The organism is Nocardioides humi, from assembly GCF_006494775.1.
Taxonomy (GTDB): Bacteria; Actinomycetota; Actinomycetes; order Propionibacteriales; family Nocardioidaceae; genus Nocardioides; species Nocardioides humi.
The window spans coordinates 4,721,249-4,739,285 of record NZ_CP041146.1 but is presented as its reverse complement, the minus strand read 5'-3'; the positions used below and the strand labels follow the sequence as shown (position 1 = coordinate 4,739,285).

Annotated in this window: 17 protein-coding genes and 1 riboswitch; of the genes, 6 read left to right on the top strand and 11 right to left on the bottom strand. The window is 71.6% G+C overall.

From position 1 onward, the window contains the following. The first annotated feature begins 33 nt into the window (after window positions 1–33). On the top strand, window positions 34–1,515 hold the full coding sequence (locus tag FIV44_RS22880; protein ID WP_141006453.1) for a hypothetical protein: 1,482 nt from the start codon (window positions 34–36) through the stop codon (window positions 1,513–1,515). A gap of 212 nt (window positions 1,516–1,727) precedes the next feature. On the opposite strand, the gene FIV44_RS22875 is transcribed toward FIV44_RS22880, so the two are convergent. The 7 genes from FIV44_RS22875 to FIV44_RS22850 form a co-directional block, all read right to left on the bottom strand. Further along, window positions 1,728–2,888 (bottom strand): XRE family transcriptional regulator, encoded by a 1,161-nt coding sequence (locus FIV44_RS22875; RefSeq protein WP_141006452.1) that lies wholly within the window; start codon window positions 2,886–2,888, stop codon window positions 1,728–1,730. Further along, window positions 2,885–3,745 carry a hypothetical protein gene (locus tag FIV44_RS22870; RefSeq protein ID WP_141006451.1) on the bottom strand — a complete coding sequence of 287 codons (861 nt, stop codon included), beginning with the start codon at window positions 3,743–3,745 and terminating at the stop codon, window positions 2,885–2,887. Before FIV44_RS22870 ends, FIV44_RS22875 begins: the two co-directional genes overlap by 4 nt. A 166-nt stretch (window positions 3,746–3,911) precedes the next feature. Further along, window positions 3,912–4,067 carry a hypothetical protein gene (locus FIV44_RS30800; RefSeq protein ID WP_181410773.1) on the bottom strand — a complete coding sequence of 52 codons (156 nt, stop codon included), beginning with the start codon at window positions 4,065–4,067 and terminating at the stop codon, window positions 3,912–3,914. A 561-nt stretch (window positions 4,068–4,628) separates the two neighbouring features. Then, window positions 4,629–6,257 (bottom strand): chaperonin GroEL, encoded by a 1,629-nt coding sequence (gene groL / locus FIV44_RS22865; RefSeq protein WP_141006450.1) that lies wholly within the window; start codon window positions 6,255–6,257, stop codon window positions 4,629–4,631. A gap of 102 nt (window positions 6,258–6,359) precedes the next feature. Continuing rightward, window positions 6,360–7,226: an ATP-grasp domain-containing protein gene (locus FIV44_RS22860; protein WP_141006449.1), complete on the bottom strand. Its 867-nt coding sequence runs from the start codon at window positions 7,224–7,226 to the stop codon at window positions 6,360–6,362. Then, the gene (locus tag FIV44_RS22855) at window positions 7,223–8,062 is read right to left on the bottom strand and encodes an SGNH/GDSL hydrolase family protein (RefSeq protein ID WP_141006448.1); all 840 of its coding nucleotides are present in this window, start codon (window positions 8,060–8,062) and stop codon (window positions 7,223–7,225) included. Before FIV44_RS22855 ends, FIV44_RS22860 begins: the two co-directional genes overlap by 4 nt. 58 nt (window positions 8,063–8,120) lie before the next feature. Beyond that, window positions 8,121–8,591, bottom strand: a complete 471-nt coding sequence (locus FIV44_RS22850) for an OsmC family protein (protein ID WP_246086567.1) — start codon at window positions 8,589–8,591, stop codon at window positions 8,121–8,123. A 50-nt stretch (window positions 8,592–8,641) separates the two neighbouring features. Between FIV44_RS22850 and FIV44_RS22845 the strand changes: the two genes are divergently transcribed. The 3 genes from FIV44_RS22845 (at window position 8,642) to FIV44_RS22835 (ending at window position 11,887) form a co-directional block, all read left to right on the top strand. After that, window positions 8,642–10,240, top strand: coding sequence for an AMP-binding protein (locus FIV44_RS22845; protein WP_141006446.1), 1,599 nt, complete (start codon window positions 8,642–8,644; stop codon window positions 10,238–10,240). A 75-nt stretch (window positions 10,241–10,315) separates the two neighbouring features. After that, complete coding sequence (locus FIV44_RS22840) at window positions 10,316–10,672, top strand: YciI family protein (protein ID WP_141006445.1); 357 nt, start codon at window positions 10,316–10,318, stop codon at window positions 10,670–10,672. A gap of 9 nt (window positions 10,673–10,681) precedes the next feature. Next, the gene (locus FIV44_RS22835; RefSeq protein WP_141006444.1) at window positions 10,682–11,887 is read left to right on the top strand and encodes an RNA polymerase sigma factor; all 1,206 of its coding nucleotides are present in this window, start codon (window positions 10,682–10,684) and stop codon (window positions 11,885–11,887) included. 1 nt (window position 11,888) lies between these two features. Here FIV44_RS22835 and FIV44_RS22830 read toward each other — a convergent pair whose 3' ends face one another. Both FIV44_RS22830 and thrC read right to left on the bottom strand, forming a co-directional pair. After that, a complete protein-coding gene (locus FIV44_RS22830; protein WP_141006443.1) occupies window positions 11,889–12,167 on the bottom strand; it encodes a MoaD/ThiS family protein in 279 nt (92 codons plus the stop codon). 41 nt (window positions 12,168–12,208) lie between these two features. After that, on the bottom strand, window positions 12,209–13,492 hold the full coding sequence (gene thrC / locus FIV44_RS22825) for a threonine synthase (RefSeq protein ID WP_141006442.1): 1,284 nt from the start codon (window positions 13,490–13,492) through the stop codon (window positions 12,209–12,211). A gap of 10 nt (window positions 13,493–13,502) precedes the next feature. Continuing rightward, window positions 13,503–13,649, bottom strand: a riboswitch (SAM riboswitch). Between the two features lie 106 nt (window positions 13,650–13,755). Here thrC and FIV44_RS22820 point away from each other — a divergent pair. After that, window positions 13,756–14,625 (top strand): hypothetical protein, encoded by an 870-nt coding sequence (locus FIV44_RS22820; RefSeq protein WP_141006441.1) that lies wholly within the window; start codon window positions 13,756–13,758, stop codon window positions 14,623–14,625. Further along, a complete protein-coding gene (locus tag FIV44_RS22815) occupies window positions 14,625–15,998 on the top strand; it encodes a glycosyltransferase family protein (RefSeq protein ID WP_141006440.1) in 1,374 nt (457 codons plus the stop codon). Before FIV44_RS22820 ends, FIV44_RS22815 begins: the two co-directional genes overlap by 1 nt. Here FIV44_RS22815 and FIV44_RS22810 read toward each other — a convergent pair. Then, on the bottom strand, window positions 15,924–17,048 hold the full coding sequence (locus FIV44_RS22810) for a DegT/DnrJ/EryC1/StrS family aminotransferase (RefSeq protein WP_141006439.1): 1,125 nt from the start codon (window positions 17,046–17,048) through the stop codon (window positions 15,924–15,926). The genes FIV44_RS22815 and FIV44_RS22810 overlap by 75 nt on opposite strands. Then, window positions 17,048–18,037 carry a UDP-N-acetylglucosamine 4,6-dehydratase (inverting) gene (gene pseB / locus FIV44_RS22805; protein ID WP_141006438.1) on the bottom strand — a complete coding sequence of 330 codons (990 nt, stop codon included), beginning with the start codon at window positions 18,035–18,037 and terminating at the stop codon, window positions 17,048–17,050. Before pseB ends, FIV44_RS22810 begins: the two co-directional genes overlap by 1 nt.

Sequence of the window (18,037 nt, the reverse complement as noted above, 5' to 3'; positions counted from 1 at the left end):
GGTTGTGTCGGACCCTGGTGATCCACTAGGCACATGGACCTGGACCTCCGAGAGTTGACCGCAGCGGAACTGCTGGCCGTCGCCGAGTCCAACCTGTCCGCGCGGCGCCGGGCCGAGGTCGACCAGCTGCTCCTGGTCCTGGAGTGGTGCGACCGCCACGGCGACGACCCGCAGGCCCGGCCCGACGCCGTACCCGTAGCGAGGGGCGGGGACCGCCTGGTCCGGCTCGGCGGTGACGGCACACCCGAGGTCGCCGAGCTGTGCCTCGCCGAGCTCGCGATCGCCTTCCGGGCCGGCCACATCGGAGTGCAGCACCTCGCGGCCGCCGCGCTGGACCTGCGCCACCGGCTCCCGCTGGTGTGGCGCCACGTGCTCGACCTGCGGATGCCGGTGTGGCTGGCACGCAAGGTCGCGTCGATGACGCGGGAGCTGGACCCCGACGCGGTGCGGCTGGTCGACACCGCCGTGGCGGCGGCTGTCGACGAGTCCCCGGGCCGGATCCTGCGGATCGCCGAGGCCAAGGTGATCGAGGCCGACTTGGCCGCCCATCAGGCGCGGGTCGCCGTCGATGCCGCCAAGACCGGGTGCTGGCTCTCCCACGCCCGCCCCGGCGACATCCTCGACCCGAGCGCCGTCGGTGGAGGCGAGGCCGCCACCCGCCGTCTCGCCGCGAGGCTGCCCGCCGGCGCGGCGGTCGAGCTGGACGCCGTCATCGACGATCTCGCCGACGCCCTCGACGCGAACCAGGACCTGGCCGGCGACGAGCAGCCCGCCACCCGGTCCCAATTGCGGGCCCAGGCCCTGACCCTGCTGGCCAACCCCCACGCCGCGGCCGCCTTCCTCGACGGCCTCCACGAGCCGTTCCCTTCCGACGAGACCGCGTCAGCCGCGCCGCGCAAGCCGGCCCGGACCCGCAGGGCGATCGTGCACGTCCACCTCTCCGCCCTCGCGCTGGCCGGCGTCCTTCCGGGTGTGGCCCGGGTCGAGGGGCTGGGGCCCTTCCTGCTCGAGCAGCTGGCCGAGCTCCTGGGCCGCCGCGACATCTCCCTGCGGCCCGTGCTCGACCTGGCCGGCGTCAGCAACGTGAACGCCTATGAGCACCCCACCGTCGTCCGGGAGCGGGCGATCCAGCGCATGTGCGGCGACGTGTTCCCCCACTCCACCAACGGCGCCGGCCTCACCGGCCGACTCGACCTGGACCACGCCACCCCCTACGTCCCACCAACCCGCGGCGGCCCACCCCACCAGACCGGCGACGCCAACGCCGCCCCACTGACCCGCAGGCACCATCGGATCAAGACCCACGCCCGCCTCCCCGCCGGAGGCGGTGGCTACCAGGTGCGCCAACTCGGCCTCGCCGCCTACCGCTGGATCACCCCTCACGGCCTCGCCCGCATGGTCACCCCTCGCGGCACCGCTCGCATTGATCTGCTCCGCGCCCCCGACGGCACCATCCTCGGCGAGACCTACCCGAACCCGGCCAACCTCCGGGTCGAACTCCTCGACACGACATGACTTCGGCGTTGCAGCGTCACCTTCCGGATGTTCGGGCACGGGCTCACGGCTCGTAGGTCAGTCGACTCATCGCGTCAGACCGCCCACTATGACGCGCCTGCCCGACTCCCTTGTGACGGTGTTCAGCGACGCTAAAGGGACCGCTGGGCAATCCCGCCCGCCGTGCCTGGCGGAGGTCATCATGACGGTCCGACCTCATCGATTTGGAGTGGTCAGAATCTCAGCAGCGACGTTATGTTCCGGTTGCCTGCGGCCGCCTCGCTCGGGTCGGCCACTTCCTGAATGGGGCCTGGAGCGCGGGAGGTGATGGTCTCGAACAGCCTCACCGGTACGCGACATTGAGTTTGGATGTCGTCGACATCGATGCCAGCCGAGCTCAGCAGTTCGACGGTCGCGGGCAGCAGCGACGGTTGCTCGATGCTCGCGATCAATCCTGGTTCCGCTCGCCGCCAGCCCCGTTGGGTCATTGTGACCATCGCATTCCGATACGACGAGTCGGAAAGGGTGCCTAGCACCTTCGCCCGATAGAGCAAGGAGGCCATCGAGACCCCCCACTGCTCCTTGAGCTGGCTGAGCCGAACCCAGGTGCCCTTGTTGAGTCCTTTGGGGAGTTCGGGCTCGATATCCGTCGCAGGGAGAAGGAACTCAGAAGCGAACCGGTGCGCCTGATCTTCGACGATCTTGGACCCGGGATCGGCATCAGCGTGCATGACCAGGTGGCCGAGCTCATGAGCAACGTCGAAGCGTTGACGGTAGAAGTCGCGCTTGATCGGGTTGAGGATCACCACTGGTCGGACCGTGGAATCGAAGGAGAACGCATCCAGACTGGCTGAGGCCGACGGGCTGAAGACGACAAGTACGCCATGGTTCTCAAGCAATCGGATCAGGTGTGGCGCCCGCCCCGGCGCCATGTTCCATGCCTTCCGAGCGTGACGGGCAGCCTCGTCGACAGCTTCGATCGGGTCCTCAACACTGACGGGGTAGCGGGGGACATCGATCTCGGGCAGTTCGGCGTGGACCTCAAGGGCAGCTGCGACCTCGACGGCAACCTGTCCGTACGAATGGGCCTGGTCGCGCATCATCTGACTGGTCGACCGCAGTGATCGAAAGTGCGGTGTTGTGGTTCCAGCTGCCTGGTCGACGGGTCGAGCGACGAAGAATCCGGGGTCGACACCGAGCCCGAGTGACAGGTTCGCGACGTTACCTGGGTTTGGCTTCGACCGTCCGGACTCCCACGCTGCCACTGCGGTCGCGGTCACATCGACGATGCGGGCGAGTTCGTTCTTGCGTAGTCCAGCTAGCTGACGCGCCAAAGTGAGCCGGCTGCCGTCGAACAAGGCAGCTGCGTCTCTGGCCGTGTAGTTGCCGCTCACGCCTGGTCACGTCGGCGCTGCGGTGCTCGCATTGCCACGGTCGCGTCGCTGGGTGCACTGTCACCGTTCGAGGTCTTCAGCGTCTCCGAACGCTGCCGCAGCCTGACCTGCGCGTCAGGAGCCTGCGTCGGGTCGGGCGAGGTCGCCGGCGGCTTGAGCCCTCCGGTGGTTGGCGGCGGTGTGGTGAGGAGGTTGTGAATCCAGGCCCACGGCTCTCGGGCATGCAGTTGTGGACGACCCACGATCAGACGCTGGCGACCACTGCCAATCAGGTCATCGCCGTGGCCGATCAGAAAAGTGGGGATGTCGAGAGGGGTCGCCGCCTCTAGCGCCGCGACCATCGCTTGCGCCGCCTTGTCGCCCTCAGCTGCGAGCCGATGCAGCAGGCTGTCCTGCTCCACATCCGGGTCGGGTTGAGATGCAACCAGCTGCTTCGTCGCCGATCGGCGCTGCCACGCGATGTCGTCGATGTCGTCGTGAGGTATCGAGGCGATGAGCAGCCGGCGTCCCTTGTATCTCCAACCCGGGCTGCCGTTCAGGTCTGCCCGGTCGACAGACCCGGGCTTGATGAAGGGGAATGTCTGGCGCTCGCCCTCAGGAATGGCTTCGAAGAGGACGTCGAGATTCTCGCGTGGGTCAGCGTCCGGCTGGATAAAGTATGGGCCGAGCGAGAACACGCGATCGAGCCGGTCCCGCAGCAGGGTGTGCCGACTGAAGCCACACCAGCCCTCGTCATAGCCTTTCCCGGGACGGAAGTCCTCGGCCACGCCGGCTGCAGCTGACCAGAAGGCCCACCGGACGCCGTCCAGGATGCGACCCCGCCGGAGACTGCCGATCACCTTGTCCTGTTCACTCACGTACCGAACCGTACACGAATCCAGTCCCAGGTGTGCTCAAATGAACTTTGGGCGTGTCGAGACGTCGTTCCATGAACCGCGCTTACTCCGGTCGACATCACCCTGCCGCCCATAGCGCTCACGTCGACACCGCGTCAGGGGCTCACCGGGCCCCAGCGCCAAACGGTCACCCCTTATCAACGCACTGCTTGCAGCGCGGGAAACCGCCGGTGCCGCTGACCTTGTCGTACGAGGGAATCTGCTGACCGGTGGGACAGTCGCTGTGGTCGTGATAGACGTCCGGGTCGGACTTGTTGCTGGAGTGGTAAGCCGAAACCTTCACGGGTTACTCCTATTTCTGCTCGCCGCCGACTTGGCGACGCCTGGAGGCTAGGAGGGACGTCCGACACTTTCTGCACCGCCGGCGCGGACGGCTGTGTCCTTCCGCCGCTTGCCGGCGCGTCATCGCCGCGAGGTTGCCGAATCGTTCGCCTGGGTCGATGCACTATACAAGCCCCCAGTGTTTACATCCACGCTGATGCTCATGGACAGAATCTGGACGACGACAGAACTGAGGACCAGCCTTGGCGAGTTCGAGCGAGATCTTCGCGAAGCTGGCCTGAGCGAGAACACGGTCCACACGTATATCGATCGTGCTGACCGATTCATCCGGTACCTGACAGGCGAGTATCACCCTGGTCGCTGACGCGACCGCGACATAGCGCCGCGTTTGAGGCCGCACGCCGCACCGGGAATTTCGCAGGCAGCACGCCTCAGCGTTCCGCACAAGAGTCTGTCGACAAGAGGCTGAGGCTCGACCCAACCCGGTCGTCAGGCCGAAATAGTGCCACAGGGCCCCCGCCGAAGCGAGGGCCCTGCGAGTGTTGCTGAGAAAGCGGTGGACTCAGAAGTCCATGCCGCCCATGCCACCGGTCGGGTCGCCGGCGGGGGCGGCCTTCTCCGGCTTGTCGGCGACGACGGCCTCGGTGGTGAGGAACAGCGCGGCGATGGACGCGGCGTTCTGGAGGGCCGAGCGGGTCACCTTGGCCGGGTCGATGATGCCCTCGGCCAGCAGGTCGACGTAGTCGCCGGTGGCGGCGTTGAGGCCCTGGCCGGCGGGGAGGCCGGCGACCTTCTCCGCGACGACGCCGCCCTCGAGGCCGGCGTTGATGGCGATCTGCTTGAGCGGAGCGGAGACCGAGGCCTTGACGATGGAGGCACCGGTGGCCTCGTCGCCGTCGAGCTCGAGCTTCTCGAACGCGGCAGCGGCGGCCTGGACCAGCGCGACGCCACCACCGGGGAGGATGCCCTCCTCGACGGCCGCCTTCGCGTTGCGGACGGCGTCCTCGATGCGGTGCTTGCGCTCCTTGAGCTCGACCTCGGTGGCCGCGCCGACCTTGATGACGGCCACGCCGCCGGCCAGCTTGGCGAGGCGCTCCTGCAGCTTCTCGCGGTCGTAGTCGGAGTCGGAGCTCTCGATCTCGGCGCGGATCTGGTTGACCCGGCCCTCGATCTGGGCCGCGTCGCCGGCACCCTCGACGATGGTGGTCTCGTCCTTGGTGATGACGACCTTGCGGGCCTGGCCGAGCAGCTCGAGACCGGCGGTCTCCAGCTTGAGGCCGACCTCCTCGGAGATGACCTGGCCGCCGGTGAGGATGGCGATGTCCTGCAGCATGGCCTTGCGGCGGTCGCCGAAGCCGGGCGCCTTGACCGCGACGGACTTGAAGGTGCCGCGGATCTTGTTGACGACCAGGGTCGACAGCGCCTCGCCGTCGACGTCCTCGGCGATGATGACGAGCGGCTTGCCCGACTGCATGACCTTCTCCAGCAGCGGCAGCAGGTCCTTGACGTTGCTGACCTTGGAGTTGGCGATGAGCACGTAGGCGTCCTCGAGGACGGTCTCCATGCGCTCAGGGTCGGTGACGAAGTAGGCCGAGATGTAGCCCTTGTCGAACCGCATGCCCTCGGTGAGCTCGAGGTCGATGCCGAAGGTGTTCGACTCCTCGACCGTGATCACGCCCTCCTTGCCGACCTTGTCCATCGCCTCGGCGATGGCGTCGCCGACGGTGGTGTCGCCACCGGCGGAGATGGTCGCGGTCGCGGCGATCTGCTCGCGGGTCTCGACCTCCTTGGCCATGCCGAGCAGCTGCTCGGAGACGGCGGAGACGGCGGCCTCGATGCCGCGCTTGAGACCCATCGGGTTCGCGCCGGCGGCGACATTGCGCAGACCCTCGCGGACCAGCGCCTGGGCGAGGACGGTCGCGGTCGTCGTACCGTCACCGGCGACGTCGTCCGTCTTCTTGGCGACCTCCTTGACCAGCTCGGCGCCGATCTTCTCGTAGGGGTCCTCGAGCTCGATCTCCTTGGCGATGGAGACACCGTCGTTGGTGATCGTGGGGGCGCCCCACTTCTTCTCCAGCACGACGTTGCGGCCCTTGGGGCCCAGGGTGACCTTCACGGCGTCCGCGAGCGTGTTCATGCCACGCTCGAGGCCGCGCCGGGCCTCCTCGTTGAAAGCAATCAGCTTCGACATAACTCCTGCGATTCCTTCGCGATGTCCGTTGTCACTCTCCAGACGAGAGTGCTAACGCCATGTTTAGCACTCGACCATGGCGAGTGCAAGGAGGAACCCGGTTCAGGACCGTCCCAGCCGCCCCGCGACGAGGGCCGCGAAGCGCTCGGCGTTGGCCGGCTCGACGTCGAGGTACAGGCCGGGCTCGATCAGCTCCAGCTCGCTGACCACCCAGCGCCCCTCCCAGGACATCAGGTCGACCCGCGCGTACGCCAGGTCCGCGTCCCGCCGCGCCGCCACCGTGCGTACGGCGTCCGCCGCGACCGCCGCGCGCGCCGGGTCGAGCGCGACCGGCTCGCTGCGGCCGCCGTAGAGCTCGTGGACCCGGACCTCGCCCGCGGCCGCGACCTTGTCGACCTGGGCGACCGCGACGCCGTCGAGGACGTAGACCGAGGACTCGCCCGTCGTGCGCACCGAGTCGACGAGCGGCTGGGCGATCCACGGCCCGGCGACCAGGCCCTCGAGCCGTGGGTCGGCGATGCTCTCGACGACCACGACGCCCACGCCGCCGGCACCCGTGCGCGGCTTGACGACCACGCTCCCCCAGCGCCCGAGCGCCGCGGCCAGCCCGCCGGCGAGGTCGGTGTCGTCGAGGGTGGTCGTGGGGACGACCGGGACGGCGGGTACGACGGCGGCGAGCTCCGCGAGATAGGCCTTGTCGGCGTTCCAGGCGAACACCTCGGCTCCGTTGAGCAGCGTCGTCACGGCCGCGACCTCCCGCGCCCAGGCGAGGAAGGCCGGCAGCCGACGGTGGTAGTCCCAGGTCGAGCGCACCGCCACCAGGTCGGCGGCGGCCCAGTCGACCGTCAGGTCGTCCCAGCACACCCACCGCGCCTCGATCCCGCGGGCGGCGAGGGCCTCGGTCAGCGCGGCGCCGCCGGGCTCGCCGTCGGGCATCAGGTCGAAGGTCGCGAGCAGGACGGAGGTCACGGCTCGAGACTAGGAGGCGGGGCGGTGTGTCCGAACGGCACCCGCTCCGCGTGCCCGAGCGCCAGCAGCACCGACGGCAGCAGCGCCTTGGCGGTGCGCTTGTAGCCCAGAGCGCTCGGGTGGAACCGGTCCAGGCTGAACATCTCGTCGGGGTTGGTGATGAAGAAGGGCCCGACGACGTGGGCGAGCGAGACCGCGTGCGCCCCGTTGCGTACGGCGACCTCCGCCTGCGCCACGGCCAGCTGGCGCGACATCCGCGAGCCCAGCGAGCGCAGCGGCTGCGGGACCGGCCGGAGCGCCCCGAGGTCCGGGCAGGTGCCGACCACGACCTCGGTCCCCTGCGTGCGCAGCCGGACCACGGCCTCCTCCAACAGGGCCGCGGCGGTCGCCGTGGGCACCCGGTGGGTGACGTCGTTGCCGCCGACCACGATCACCGCGACGTCGGCGTGGTAGCCGCCGGTCAGCCCGTCCAGCTGTCCGGCCAGCGCCGAGCTCTCCGAGCCGACGACCGCCGCCGTCCGCAGGGCCACCGGCCGCCGCAGCTCGCCCGCGAGACCACGGGCGATCCGCGCGCCGAGGGTGTCCTTCGGTCGCTCGGCCCCCAGCCCGGCGGCGATCGAGTCGCCCAGGACGAGCAGGTGGAGCGGCGGGCCGTCGTACGACTTCCTCTTCCACACCTTGTCCGCCGGGATCGCGTCCTCGCCCAGCGGCTTGCCGATCCGGGCCCGCGCGATCGCCGCCTGCCGCCGCAGCAGCTCGCGCCCGCCGCCCGTCGTCACGCCCACGCCGGCGAGGACCACGCCGGCGGCGACCAGGGCGGTGCGGGCGCGGCTCATGGCTGCTTTGAACCAGACGATCCTGAACGGATCGTGGCGGGCCGGTGGCGCGCGGGTGTCAGCCCGCTGCGACCTCGATCACCGGCTCGTGGCCGACGGGGAAGCTCACCGACGCGGCGATGAAGCAGTTCCGGCTCGCCTCGGCGTGGATCTCCCGCGCGGTCTCGACCATGCCGGCGTCGGCGACGGTGACCCGGGGGCGCAGCGTGACCGAGGTGAACCGGCCGCCCTGCCCGATCTGCGCCATGGTGCCGACCGGGCTGTCGTCGTACGCCACCACGACGACGCCGTGGCTGACCGCCGAGTGGAGGTACGACAGCAGGTGGCACTGGGCGAGCGCGGCGAGCAGCAGCTCCTCGGGGTTCCAGCGGCTCGCGTCGCCGCGGAAGGTCGGGTCGGCGGAGCCGAGCAGGTCGGGCTTGCCGGCGGCGGTGAGGCGGACGTCGCGGTCGTAGTCGCGGTAGCCGCTGGTCCCGGTGCCGCGGTTGCCCTGCCAGGCCAGGTCGAGCGCGTAGTGGTGGTCGGTCACCTGTCCCATTCTGTAGCGAGAACGCGTTCTAGTTTGGCAGGCTGTCCACTGTGACCCCCACCACACCGACCACGCAGACCACCCCGCGCCCGATCAACCTGGCCGACGTGCTCGAGGCGATGGCCGACGGCCTCCCCGACCGCGCCGCCGTCCACACCGGCGACCGGGTCTGGACCTTCGCCGAGATCGACGAGCGCTCCACCCGGCTGGCCAACCATCTCGTCGGCCTCGGCATCCGGCCCGGCGAGCACGTCGCGGTGCACTCCACCAACCGGATCGAGTGGATCGACGCGCTCTACGGCTGCCTCAAGGCGCGGGCGGTCCCGATCAACATCAACTACAAGTACCTCCGCGACGAGCTCGCCTACCTCTACGACAACGCCGACTGCGTGGCCGCCATCGTCGCCCCCGAGTACGTCGACGCGCTCGCCGAGCTCGACACCCCGGCCCTGCGGACCACCATCGTCCTCGGCGAGGAGTACGACGCCGCCCTGGCCGCCGCGTCCCCCGAGCGGAGCATCACCGGACGCAGCGCCGACGACCACTACGTCCTCTACACGGGCGGCACCACCGGCAACCCCAAGGGCGTGGTCTGGCGCAACGAGGACCTGATCCGCGCCGCCCTCAACGCCGCGCGGTACGGCGCGCCGCTGGACTCGGTCGAGCAGCTGGTCGAGGAGGCCAGGGCGGTCGAGAGCCCGATGGTGCTGCTGGCCTGCGGCCCGATGATGCACGGCGGGAGCCAGTGGATCCTGGGCAACGGCCACGTGGCGGGCCAGACCGTCGCGCTCTACACCGAGCCGCACTTCGACCCGGTCAAGATCCTCGACCTCGTGGAGAGGGCGAAGGTGGTCTCGCTGACCTTCCTCGGCGACGCGATGGGCCGCCCGGTCGCGGAGGCGATCCTCGCCGAGCCGGACCGGTGGGACCTGTCCAGCCTGGCGGCGGTGTCCAACGGCGCGGCGCCGCTCTCGGACGGCGTACGAGAGGAGATCCGCCGCGCGCTGCCGGGGAGGTTCATCCTCGACTCCTACGGCGCCTCGGAGTCCGGCGCCACCGGGTCCCGGATCGACGACGGCACCGACGGCGGCCAGAGCGCGCCGCGGTTCACCGTCACCGACCAGGTGGAGGTCTTCGACCCCGACCTGAAGCCGTGCCCGGTCGGCGTCGACGGGATGCTCGGCCGCTCCGGCCCGGTCCCGCTCGGCTACTACAAGGACCCGGTCAAGACGGCCGCCACCTTCAAGGAGATCGACGGCGTGCGCTGGGCGATCCCCGGCGACTTCGCCCGCCGCGAGGAGGACGGCTCGGTGACCGTGCTGGGCCGCGGCTCGGTGTGCATCAACACCGGCGGCGAGAAGGTCCACCCCGAGGAAGTCGAGGCGGTGCTGCTGCGCCACGACGACGTCTTCGACGCGGTCGTCGTCGGCACCCCGCACGAGCGCTGGGGCCAGCAGGTCACCGCCCTGGTGCAGCGCCGCGACGGCACCGCCCTCACCGAGGACGACGTGCGCGCGCACTGCCGGGCGCTCATCTCCAACTACAAGGTGCCCAAGACGGTGCTCTTCGTCGACGAGGTGCCTCGCACGCCGGTGAGCAAGGTCGACTACCCGGCCAGCGCGGCGCTGGCGGCGCAATTGCTGGGCTGAGCCTGTCGATCCGGCGGTTCCTCGCCCGTCATCGGGGTGACAGACTCACCACCACCCCTGAGGAGATGATCGGCGATGACCGAGTACGTCGTACTGCTGACCGGCGACGAGAAGGCCTGGGAGGCAGCGAGCCCCGCGGAGCAGGCCGCGATGTACGACCAGCACGGCGAGTTCAGCCGGCTGCTGGAGGAGCGCGGCCACCGGATCACCGGCGGTGCGCAGCTGGACAGCTCGCGCACCGCCCGGGTCGTGCGGCCCAGCGGCGACGGGACCGTCCTGACCGAGGGCCCGTACGTCGAGTCGGTCGAGCAGCTCGGCGGCTTCTACGTCGTCGAGAGCGACGACCTCGACGACCTGCTGGAGCTCTGCGCGATCCTGGCCCGCACCGGCGACACGGTCGAGGTGCGCGCCTGCCTGGCGGCCCCGGAGTAGCCCCCCGCAGTGGAGCGGCTCGAGCGCGTCCTGCGCGACGAGTGGGGCCGGCTGCTGGCCCTGCTCGCCGCGTGGTGCCGCCGGGTCGACCTCGCCGAGGACGGCCTGGCGGACGCGTTCGAGGCGGCCGCCCGCACCTGGCCGGAGACCGGCGCTCCGGCGAACCCGCAGGGCTGGCTGCTGACCACGGCCCGCCGCCGGATCACCGACGCGCTGCGCACGGAGGCGGTCGCGGCCCGGAAGGTGCCGCTGCTGGAGGTGGAGGCGTCCCTGCAGCAGCAGGCGCAGCGGATGCTGGCCGCGCCGCCGGAAGGAGAGGCCGTGATGGACGAGCGGCTGCGCCTGGTGCTCCTGTGCGCCCATCCGTCGCTGTCCCGCGAGGCGTCGGCCGCGCTCACCCTGCGTCTGGTGCTCGGCGTCGCGACGGAGGACGTCGCGCGCCTGTTCCTGGTGCCGACCGCGACCATGGCGGCCCGGCTGACCCGGGCCCGCCGTCGGCTGGCGGGCGCGGCCTTCGTCGTACCTCCTCCGGGGGAGCTGGGCGCCCGGGTCGACGCCGTCGCCGACGTGGCCTACCTGGCGTTCACCAGCGGGTACGCGCCCGGATCGGGCGCCGACGTGCTCCGCGCCGACGTGGCCGGCGAGGCGGTGCGGCTGGTGCGGGTGCTGCGCTCCGTGCTGCCGGAGAGGTACGACGAGCTGGACGCCCTGCTCGCCCTGATGGTCCTCCAGCACGCCCGCCGCGACGCCCGCGCGGTCGACGGCCGGCTGGTGCTGCTGCCCGACCAGGACCGCACCCGCTGGCACCACGACGAGGCGCTCGAGGCGCTCGACCTGCTGCGCCCGCTGGTCGCCGCGCCCCCGGCGCCGTACCTGCTCCAGGCGCTGATCGCCGCCGAGCACGCCATCGCCGTCACCGCCGGCGAGACCCGCTGGGACCGCATCGTCGACCGGTACGACGAGCTGCTGGCCCTGCGCGAGTCGCCGGTCGTGCGCCTCAACCGGGCGGTCGCGATCGCCGAGCGGGACGGGCCGGCGGCCGGGCTGGCCGCGCTCGACGGCGTCGCGCTGCCGGGGCACCGGCTGCCCGCCGTACGCGCGGAGCTGCTGGCCCGGCTGGGCCGGCCCGAGGAGGCGCGGCTGGCCTACGACACCGCGCTGGCGCAGTGCGGGAACGAGGCCGAGGCCGCCCACCTGCGCGAGCGGCGGGGATGACTCAGCAGCCGCCGGCGACCGCGGGGATCACCGAGACCTCGGCGCCGTCGGGGGTGGGCGTGGCGAGCTCCTGCTCGAAGCGCACGTCGTCGTTGTTGACGTAGACGTTGACGAAGCGGCGCAGCTTGCCGTCCTCGTCGAGGATCCGGCCCTTGATGCCGGAGTAGTTGGCGTCGAGGTCGTCGAGGATCTCCGCCAGGGTGGCGCCGGTGGCGCTCACCTCGGAGTCGCCGCCGGTGTAGGTGCGGAGGATGGTGGGGATCCGGACGCTGACTGCCATGGAGGTTCCTTCTGCCTGGGGTTCTTGCTGGTGGGTGGGGCTCAGAGGCCGGTCGCCTTGAAGGCGCTGTAGGTCGGAGGGATGGTGGCCGCGGCGCCGACCTGGCCGGAGACCGCGTCGAGGGTCTTCAGGCCGTGGCCGGTGTTGATGACAACGGTCTCGAGGCTCGGGTCGAGCTGGCCGGACTCGACCAGCTTCTTGGTGACGGCGAGCGTCGTGCCGCCGGCGGTCTCGGTGAAGATGCCCTCGGTGCGGGCGAGCAGCACGATGCCGGCGCGGATCTCCTCGTCGGTGACCTCCTCGACGGCGCCGCCGGTGCGACGGGCGATGTCGAGGACGTAGATGCCGTCGGCGGGGTTGCCGATGGCCAGGCTCTTGGCGATGGTGTCCGGCTTGACCGGGCGGATCGCGTCGACGCCGGCCTTGTAGGCGGTCGCGACCGGGCCGCAGCCCTCGGCCTGGGCCCCGAAGACCCGGTAGGGCTTGTCCTCGACCAGGCCGAGCTTGATCAGCTCCTGGAAGGCCTTGTCGACCTTGGTGAGCTGGGAGCCGGAGGCGACCGGGATCACGATCTGGTCGGGCAGCCGCCAGCCGAGCTGCTCGGCGATCTCGTAGCCCAGGGTCTTGGACCCCTCGGCGTAGTAGGGCCGCACGTTGACGTTGACGAACGCCCAGCCCTCCTCCTCGCCGGCGATCTCGGAGGCGAGCTTGTTGACGTCGTCGTAGTTGCCGTCGACGGCGACGAGGTTCTCGGTGAAGATCGCGGAGTTGACCTGCTTCGGCGTCTCCAGGTTGCTCGGGATGAAGACGACCGTCTTGATCCCGGCGCGGGCGCCGGCCGCGGCCACGGCGTTGGCGAGGTTGCCGGTCGAGGGGCAGGCGAAGGTCGTCGCGCCCAGCTCGCGGGCGGCGCTCAGCGCGCAGGCGACGACGCGGTCCTTGAAGGAGTTCGTGGGGTTGGTCGAGTCGTCCTTGACCCAGAGCTTGGCGATGCCGAGCTCGGCGGCGAGGTTCCTCGCCTCGAGCAGGCGGGTGAAGCCGGGCTCGGTGTTGGGGCTGGTCTCGATGTCGGTCGGGACCGGCAGCAGCGCCTTGTAGCGCCAGATGTTGCGGGGGCCGGCCTCGATCTCCTCGCGGGTCACGGCCGGGAAGGCGTAGGAGATCTCCAACGGACCGAAGCACTCCGGACACGCGTAGAACGGGCCCAGGGCGACCTGGTGGCCGCACTCGCGACAGGAGAGGGCGGTGGCGTTGCCGAACGCGCCCTCGCGCAGCCCCGGCCGGGTCGTGGTCGTCGTCTCGGACTCGGTCACAACGGCGCTCATGGATTCCTCCTTCTCATCTGTCCCGCGCGGCTCTCGCCCGGGTCGGATTTGGCACCGTTTCCGCGACGCCGACCCCTGCACGCAGGTGGCACGACGGGAGTTCGCGGCGGTTGCCGGGACTTCTCAGGGCCGTTCCCTCAGTCCCTCTGGATGAGCACGCACAGCCTAGGGGCTATCCGGTGATTGCCCTCAATCGGGGTCCCGGATTCCGAGATGGACGTCCACATGTTGAACGCACTGGGGGCCGTGGATAGTCTCCGCGCGTGGGAGACGTAGTCGCGGGATCCGCGCCCGACCCGACGCCGCCCGGCACGGCGCAGGCGCTGCGGGACGCCGTGGTCGAGCGACACCGGACCGACGGCGCCGTCGTGCTGACCGACCTGGGCCAGGGAGGGTCCTGGGCCCGGTCGCTGCGGCGTCGTACCCGGCGCCTGCCGGCCGGGGCCCGGGTGCTCGCGACCTGGGCCGGCCCGCCGAGCCCGGACGCCCTCGGCGCGGCCGCGGGCGCGGCCCGGCTGGACGTCGTCGACGCGGTGCCGTACGGGCTGCTGCTCGGCGGTCCGGCGGACCAGCCCACCCCCCTCGCGGCGCTCGAACGGACCCACGCATGGCGCCGGCTCCTGTCCTGGCTCCCCGAGGACCCCCGCCTCGCGGCCCTGGTCGACCTCCTCGAGCGGACCGTCGTGGCCGGGCTGCCGCTGGGAGCGACGCACCGCCTGCTGCTCGTCCTGGAGCGGCGCGCGGGCCGAGGATCCGCGGCCGGCCGCCCGCACGGGCCCTGGTCCCGGCGGACCCTCGCGTCGGCGCTGGAGCAGGTCGGCGGCGACGACCTCGCCCCGCTGCTCGCCTCGCCCCGCGCCCGCTACCTGGCCTTCGCGCTGCTGGAGCAGGCCGAGCGGCTGGATCACGCGGTCCCCGTGGACTCCCTCCTCACCCCGCCCCACGCGGCGGAGTACGCCGAGTGGCGGGCCGCGCGCACCGCCGACGCCGAGGCGACGGCGCTGATGCGCGGGTGGGCGCAGGGCTGCGAGGGACGCCTGCGCCGCGGGGTGGACCTCACCCTGGCGGCCGACTACCAGCTGGTGGGCGACCTGCTCACCCACCACTTCCACCGCTTCCCCGAGGAGCCGTGATGGCCACCGCCGTCGTGTCCCTGCTGTGGGACAAGCACCTCCCGGCCCTCGACCGGTTCCTCGCCGAGCGTCCGGCCGACGTCCTGCTCACCCCCGGGGCGGGCGCCACTCCCCTGCTGCGCACGATCGCCGACCGGCGCGGCGCCGAGGTCGTCGTCCTCGACCAGCTCGTCCCGCTGAGGCGCCGGCAGGACATCCGGATCGGCGAGGCGGTCGCCGACCTCGACGCCCACCTCGACACCGGCGACTGGCTGCCCGGCGGGCTCGACCCCGCGGCGGCCGACCGGCTGCGCGAGCTGGTCCGCCGCCGGGTCCACGAGGACCTTCCCGCCCCCGCGGCTGTCCTCCAGGGGCTGGTGATGGCGCGGGCGACGTACGACCTCCGCCTCATGGTGGGCAGCGAGGACCTCCTGCCGGCGAGCAAGGTGGCCTTCGCCTGGGCGCGCGCCCGCCGCCTGCCGAGCCTGCACCTCGCGCACTCCCTGGCGCTGGTGGATCCCTACACCGTGCACGCGCACCTGATGGCCGACGTGCTGGCGGTGTACGGCGAGCGGGGCGCCGAGGGCTACCTCGACCTCGGCATCGCCCCGGACCGGATCGTCGCCACCGGGAACCCCGCCTGGGACGGGTACGCCGAGCTCCGGCGCGACAAGGAGGCGATCCGCCGGTCCCTCCGGGAGAAGCACGGCCTCGACCCGGACCTGCCCCTCGTCGTGTTCGGGACGACCTCGTCGGGGCGGCTGACCGCCCTGGACACCGGCAACGCCCACGAGGACACGCTGCGGGCGTTCCTGCGCGCCTGCGAGCAGCTCGCCGCGCGGGGCGTCCGGCTCAGCGCCGTGGTCAAGGACCGGCCGAGCAACTCTGAGAAGGGCCGGGAGGCCGTCGAGCCGCTCACCGCGGCCGACAGCGCGCTGGAGCTCCGCTACACCTCCGAGGACACCCAGGAGTGGGCCGCGGCCGCCGACGTGCTGGTGGCCGTCGACTCCAACTACCTGGTCGAGGGCATGCTCGCGCGGACGCCGGGGGTCAACCTCGCCGGTGTCGCGCTGCGGGCGGGGCCGCCCGCCTTCGACGCGGGGTCCGGGATCGTCGAGGCCGGGCCCGACGACCTGGCGGACCGGATCCAGGAGCTCCTCGAGGACCCGGCGCTGCGGGCCGCCCGCCTGGCCCGGGCCGAGGAGTCGCTCGACCGCTACCACGCGGGCGGGGTGGACGGACGGGCCACGGAGCGGGTCGCCGGCCTCATGACCCGCCTCGTCGACGGGCCGGGTACGCCGGCTCCGGCGCCGCCCCCGTCACGCCAGAGCGTCCGCGAGCGCCTCCACCACGCGGTCGACGTCGTCGTCGGTCATCGCGGGAAACAGCGGTAGCGACAGCTGCTCCGCGTAGAACGCCTCGGCGTTGGGGCACAGCCCGCGCCGGTAGCCGAGATCGGCGTAGACCGGGTGCCAGTAGACCGGGATGTAGTTGACCTGGACGCCGATGCCCGCGGCCCGCATCGCCTCGAACACCTCGCGGCGCCGGCCGTCGAGGATCCGCGCGACGTAGAGGTGCCAGGTCGGGTCGACGCCCTCGCGGCGGCCGAGCGTGCTCACGCCGTCCATCCCGGCCAGTGCGGCGTCGTACCGCGCGACGATCTCGGCCCGCCGGCGCTTGAACGCGCCGAGCCGCCGCAGCTGGGAGAGGCCCAGCGCGCAGGCGATGTCGGTCAGCCGGTAGTTGAGGCCGAGCTCGTGGACCTCCTGGTGCCACGGGCCCTCGTCGGTGATCCGGAACCGCGCAGGGTCGCGGACCAGCCCGATGAAGTGGAACTCGTGGGCGCGCTGGGCGAGGTCGCCGTCCTTGAAGACCGCGGCCCCGCCCTCGCCCGTCGTCATGTTCTTGGTCGGGAAGAAGGACAGGGTGGTGATGTCGGCCAGGTCCCCGACCGGACGGCCGAGGGAGGTGCCCCCGACCGAGTGGGCGGCGTCGGCGAGGGTGAGCGCCCCGGCGGCGTCGGCCAGCGGCTGCAGCGCGTCGTAGTCGGCGGGCTGGCCGGCGTAGTCGACGGCGGTGACCACCCGGGTCCGCGGACCGACGGCCGCCTCGACGGCGCCCGGGTCGATCAGCCCGGTCTCGCGGTCGACGTCGGCGAAGACGAGGGTCGCGCCGAGGATCGAGGCCGACGACGCGGAGGCGACGAAGGTCATCGGCGGGCAGACCACCTCGGTGCCGGGACCGGCCCCGGCGGCGGCGTACGCCATGTGGAGGGCCGCGGTCCCGGACGTCGCGGAGACCGCCCGGTGCCCGCCGGCGAGCTCGCCGATCGCCCGCTCGAGCTCGGTGACGAGGGGCCCCGTCGTCAGCCAGTCGCCCCGCAGCACCTCGGCGACGGCCTCGACGTCCTCCTCGGAGATGGACTGCCGTCCGTAGGGGAACATCAGGACTCCAGGTCGAGCAGGCCGGCGAGCTCCTCGGCGGTGTACCACTGGTCGTTGGTGTTCGACCGGTAGGCGAAGTCCGGCGGCACCGGCACCGCGCCCGCGGGCTGCTCGTAGCCCCACGTCGCGAGGTCCGGCTGGATGATGAAGTACTTGCCGTCCTGGACGACCACGGCCCGGCGGCCCTCCTCCGGGCTGATCATCTCCTCGTGGAGCTTCTCCCCCGGCCGCAGGCCGACGTCGACGAGCTCCGCGCCCGGGGCGATCGCGTGCGCGAGGTCGGTGACCTTCATCGACGGGATGCGGGGCACGAGCAGCTCGCCGCCGTGCATCAGGTCGAAGGTGTCGACGACCATGCGCACGGCGGCCTCGAGCGTGATGAAGAAGCGGGTGCAGCGCAGGTCGGTGATCGGCAGCGGACGCCCCTCGGCCGCGAGACGGCGGAAGAACGGGATCACCGAGCCGCGGCTGCCCATCACGTTGCCGTAGCGGACGACGGCGAACCGCGAGTCGTAGCCGGCGGCGTAGTGGTTGCCCGAGATGAAGAGCTTGTCGGCGGTGAGCTTCGTGGCGCCGTAGAGGTTGATCGGGCTCGACGCCTTGTCGGTGGAGAGCGCCACGACCTTCTTCACGCCCGCGTCGATCGCGGCCTCGATGACGTTCTGGCTGCCCAGCACGTTGGTCTTCACGAACTCGAACGGGTTGTACTCCGCGGTGTCGACCTGCTTCAGCGCCGCCGCGTGCACCACATGGGTGACGCCGTGCATGGCGCGGACCAGGCGCCGCTCGTCGCGGATGTCGCCGATGAACCAGCGCAGCCGCGGGTCGTCGCCGAAGAGCTGACGGACCTCGTACTGCTTGAGCTCGTCGCGCGAGTAGATCACCAGGCGGGCCGGCTCGAGGTGGTCGAGCGCGTACCGGATGAACGCCTTGCCGAAGGAGCCCGTGCCCCCCGTGATCAGGAGGTTCGCGTTCTGGAGCTCGGACAT

Bases quoted from the DNA above. Each gene is read 5' to 3' on its own strand.
- groL (WP_141006450.1), bottom strand. From the start codon at position 6,257: ATGTCGAAGCTGATTGCTTTCAACGAGGAGGCCCGGCGCGGCCTCGAG.
- FIV44_RS22840 (WP_141006445.1), top strand. From the start codon at position 10,316: ATGACCGAGTACGTCGTACTGCTGACCGGCGACGAGAAGGCCTGGGAG.
- FIV44_RS22880 (WP_141006453.1), top strand. From the start codon at position 34: ATGGACCTGGACCTCCGAGAGTTGACCGCAGCGGAACTGCTGGCCGTC.
- thrC (WP_141006442.1), bottom strand. From the start codon at position 13,492: ATGAGCGCCGTTGTGACCGAGTCCGAGACGACGACCACGACCCGGCCG.
- FIV44_RS22810 (WP_141006439.1), bottom strand. From the start codon at position 17,048: ATGTTCCCCTACGGACGGCAGTCCATCTCCGAGGAGGACGTCGAGGCC.
- pseB (WP_141006438.1), bottom strand. From the start codon at position 18,037: ATGTCCGAGCTCCAGAACGCGAACCTCCTGATCACGGGGGGCACGGGC.
- FIV44_RS22815 (WP_141006440.1), top strand. From the start codon at position 14,625: ATGGCCACCGCCGTCGTGTCCCTGCTGTGGGACAAGCACCTCCCGGCC.
- FIV44_RS22855 (WP_141006448.1), bottom strand. From the start codon at position 8,062: ATGAGCCGCGCCCGCACCGCCCTGGTCGCCGCCGGCGTGGTCCTCGCC.
- FIV44_RS22830 (WP_141006443.1), bottom strand. From the start codon at position 12,167: ATGGCAGTCAGCGTCCGGATCCCCACCATCCTCCGCACCTACACCGGC.